The organism is Novosphingobium sp. 11B, from assembly GCF_054589055.1.
Map to the genome: position 1 here is coordinate 1 of NZ_BAAILP010000166.1, position 2,877 is coordinate 2,877.

At 61.9% G+C, this 2,877-nt stretch carries 4 protein-coding genes; all 4 read left to right on the forward strand.

Translation table 11 applies throughout. The features are described from left to right. Positions 1 to 239 (forward strand): transposase (locus ACYPYD_RS15275; RefSeq protein WP_459664016.1); only part of this gene is annotated, 239 nt, incomplete at its 5' end. Beyond that, positions 236 to 595 (forward strand): IS66 family insertion sequence element accessory protein TnpB, encoded by a 360-nt coding sequence (gene tnpB / locus ACYPYD_RS15280; protein WP_036528248.1) that lies wholly within the window; start codon positions 236 to 238, stop codon positions 593 to 595. The genes ACYPYD_RS15275 and tnpB, both read left to right, overlap by 4 nt. A gap of 131 nt (positions 596 to 726) precedes the next feature. Then, positions 727 to 2,253, forward strand: coding sequence for an IS66 family transposase (gene tnpC, locus ACYPYD_RS15285; RefSeq protein WP_459664017.1), 1,527 nt, complete (start codon positions 727 to 729; stop codon positions 2,251 to 2,253). Beyond that, a complete protein-coding gene (locus ACYPYD_RS15290) occupies positions 2,250 to 2,843 on the forward strand; it encodes a plasmid pRiA4b ORF-3 family protein (protein ID WP_459664018.1) in 594 nt (197 codons plus the stop codon). Before tnpC ends, ACYPYD_RS15290 begins: the two co-directional genes overlap by 4 nt. The last annotated feature ends 34 nt before the right edge of the window (positions 2,844 to 2,877 follow it).

Sequence of the window (2,877 nt, forward strand, 5' to 3'; positions counted from 1 at the left end):
TCGCGCGTCGGTACGGGATCGGGACCGGTCAGCTTTACACTTGGCGTAAGCAATTGCTCCGCGGCGCGATGGCCGGGTTCGTGCCGGTTGAGTTGGCCGCCGAGCCGCAGGGGACAGCACCTGAGATTGGCCGGATTGAGATCCGGCGCGGCGGTGACTTCATGGTGTCGATCGACAGGTTGGTCGACAGAGAAGCGTTGAGATTGGCGCTCGAGGTTATCGGGGAGCTTGAACGTTGAGCCTGACGCTGCCGCCATCGGCGAAGATCTATCTGTCGTTGGCGCCGTGCGACATGCGAAAAGGCTTCGATGGCCTGTCCGCGCAGGTTCGCAATATCCTTCAACTCGATCCCTTCTCCGGCGCTGTATTCCTGTTCCGCGGAAAACGAGGCGATAGATTGAAGGCCCTGGTCTGGGACGGATCAGGACTTTGTCTGTATGCAAAACGCCTCGAGCGCGGAAAGTTCGTATGGCCCAGAACCCAGGACGGGGGAGCAGCGCGGCTCTCGGCCGCGCAGTTGGCGATGCTGATCGAGGGACTGGATTGGCGGCAGGCGATTGTTCACGACGAGGTGCTCGTGCCGACCCTCGCATGAGCGATAAATGCTCGGAAAACTGCCGTTTTATGTAGGCGGGAAATGCCACTTGCGCTATAGTCCGGGGCATGCGGTTCGACCTTGATCGCCTCCCCACAGACCCCGTTCTCCTGCAGAAAATGCTGCGGGAGATGGCTGAGATCATGGAGCTGGAGCGGGCCGAACTGGGGGCGGCAAAGCAGACCGTCAAAGCTCAGGGTCTGACGATCGAGAAGCTGGAGCACCGTCTTGCTCGGCTGCTGCGCGTCCAGTTCGGTCGCAGCTCTGAGAAAATGGATATCGCGCAGTTGCGGCTGATGTTCGAGGAGGTGGATGCCCCGGAGCCGGCCAATGATGACGCTCCTGCGGCGTCGAACGCGAAACCGACGCGCAAGGCCGGAACCAGGGCGCCGATCCCCCTACATATCCCCCGTGAGACGACCCAGCACCTTCCGGAGCCATGCGGTTGCGGTGGTAGCGAGACCGTCATCTGCGAAGACGTCACCGAAGTGCTGGATTACGTACCCGCCTGCTTCCGTGTCCTGCGTCATGTTCGCCCTCGCATCGCCTGCCGATCCTGCGAAACGATCCGCCAGGCGCCGGCCATCGATCTGCCGTTGCCCAAGGTGATGGCAAGCAGCGCATTGCTCGCGCACCTCGTCGTCAGCCGCTTTGTCGATCATCAGCCCTGGCATCGCCAGTCGGTGATCCTGCGCCGGCAAGGGGTGGAGATCGATCGCGACGTGATGGGCCGCTGGTCGCGCAAGCTGGCCTGGTTGATGGCGCCGCTCGGCGAACGGTTGCTCGTCCATATCCTTGAAGCTCCAAAGATACATGGCGACGAAACGCCGGTGACTTTGCTGCAGGGCGAAGACGGTAGCCATACCGCCTACTTCTGGGTCTATCTGCGCGACAGCCGATCAAGCGGGGACATGAGCCCGCCTGCCGTGGCGTTCCGCTTCACGACCGGGCGCGGCGGTAAGCATCCGGCGGCCCACCTTGCAGGTTACCGTGGATACCTTCAAGCCGACGGTTATGCTGGCTACAACGCGCTGTATCATGACCCCAAGACCAAGGCGCCGCGCGGCGTGATCGAGGTTGGCTGCTGGGCTCACTCGCGACGCAAGTTCACTGACATTCTGGAAAAGAACCCATCGCCGGTAGCTGCTGAAGCGGTCGTGAGGATCAGCGAATTGTTCGCGATCGAACGGGATATCAAAGGAGCGCCGCCCGATGAGCGGCGACGGGTTCGCCAGCAGCTGGCTCTCCCGAAGCTTGCAGCCTTGCGGCCATGGCTGCATGCCCAGATGCAGGGATTGTCCTCGGACAGCGCCTTGGCGAAAGCATGCCGTTATCCCCTTAACCGCTGGGCGGCGATGGTCCGTTATTGCGAAGATGGCCTGCTGGAGATCAGCAACAACCTGGTCGAAAATGCCCTGCGCGGCGTTGCTCTGGGGCGTCGCAACTGGATGTTCGTCGGGTCCATCAAGGGCGGGGATGCCTCGGCGCTATTTTACTCGCTTGCCGAAACGTGCCGCCTGAACGGTGTTGAGCCCGAAGCCTGGTTCACCGACGTAATCGAGCGTATCGGCAACCATCCGATCAACCGGATCGACGAACTCCTGCCGTGGAACTGGCAGGCCGCAAAGGCGATCCAGAACCTGGAGCAAGCTGCTTGAGCAACGCCTTCGTCGTGCACATGACGATCACTCTGGATGACGTGACGCCCGCCGTAACCCGCATGATCGAAGTACCGCTCGGCATCCGACTCGATCGTTTGCACACTACCTTCCAGGAAGCGTTGGGATGGACCGATAGCCATCTGTGGGAGCTGACCTTCGGGCGCACGGGCTTCGGCATCCCTGACCCGTCCTACGGCTATGGCGGCCCACTTGATGCCCGAAAGACGACCCTCGCTGAGGCGTTGGAGGGAATGCGCGGCAAGACCTTCCAGTACCTCTACGACTTTGGCGATGGATGGGAGCACAGCGTCAGGATTCACGGCATCGCTCCGGCTGACCTGCAAGGCAGCTATCCGCGCCTGCTGGAAGCTAGCGGAATGCGCCCACCGGAGGACTCGGGAGGGCCTTGGGGCTATGCCGAGAAGCTGGAGGCTCTCACCGATCCGTCGCATGAATACCATGAAGAGGCGTTGGATGCTCTTGGCGACGACCATGACCCCCACACTCAACCCAACATCGAGGTGATCCACGCTCGCTTCGCGGCACTCGCCAAGAAATGGGCGCCGCGCCCGCGGAAACCCAAATAACCCTACGTCAACGCCGCCTTCCGTCGGCGCTTAC

Bases quoted from the DNA above. Each gene is read 5' to 3' on its own strand.
- tnpC (WP_459664017.1), top strand. From the start codon at position 727: ATGGCTGAGATCATGGAGCTGGAGCGGGCCGAACTGGGGGCGGCAAAG.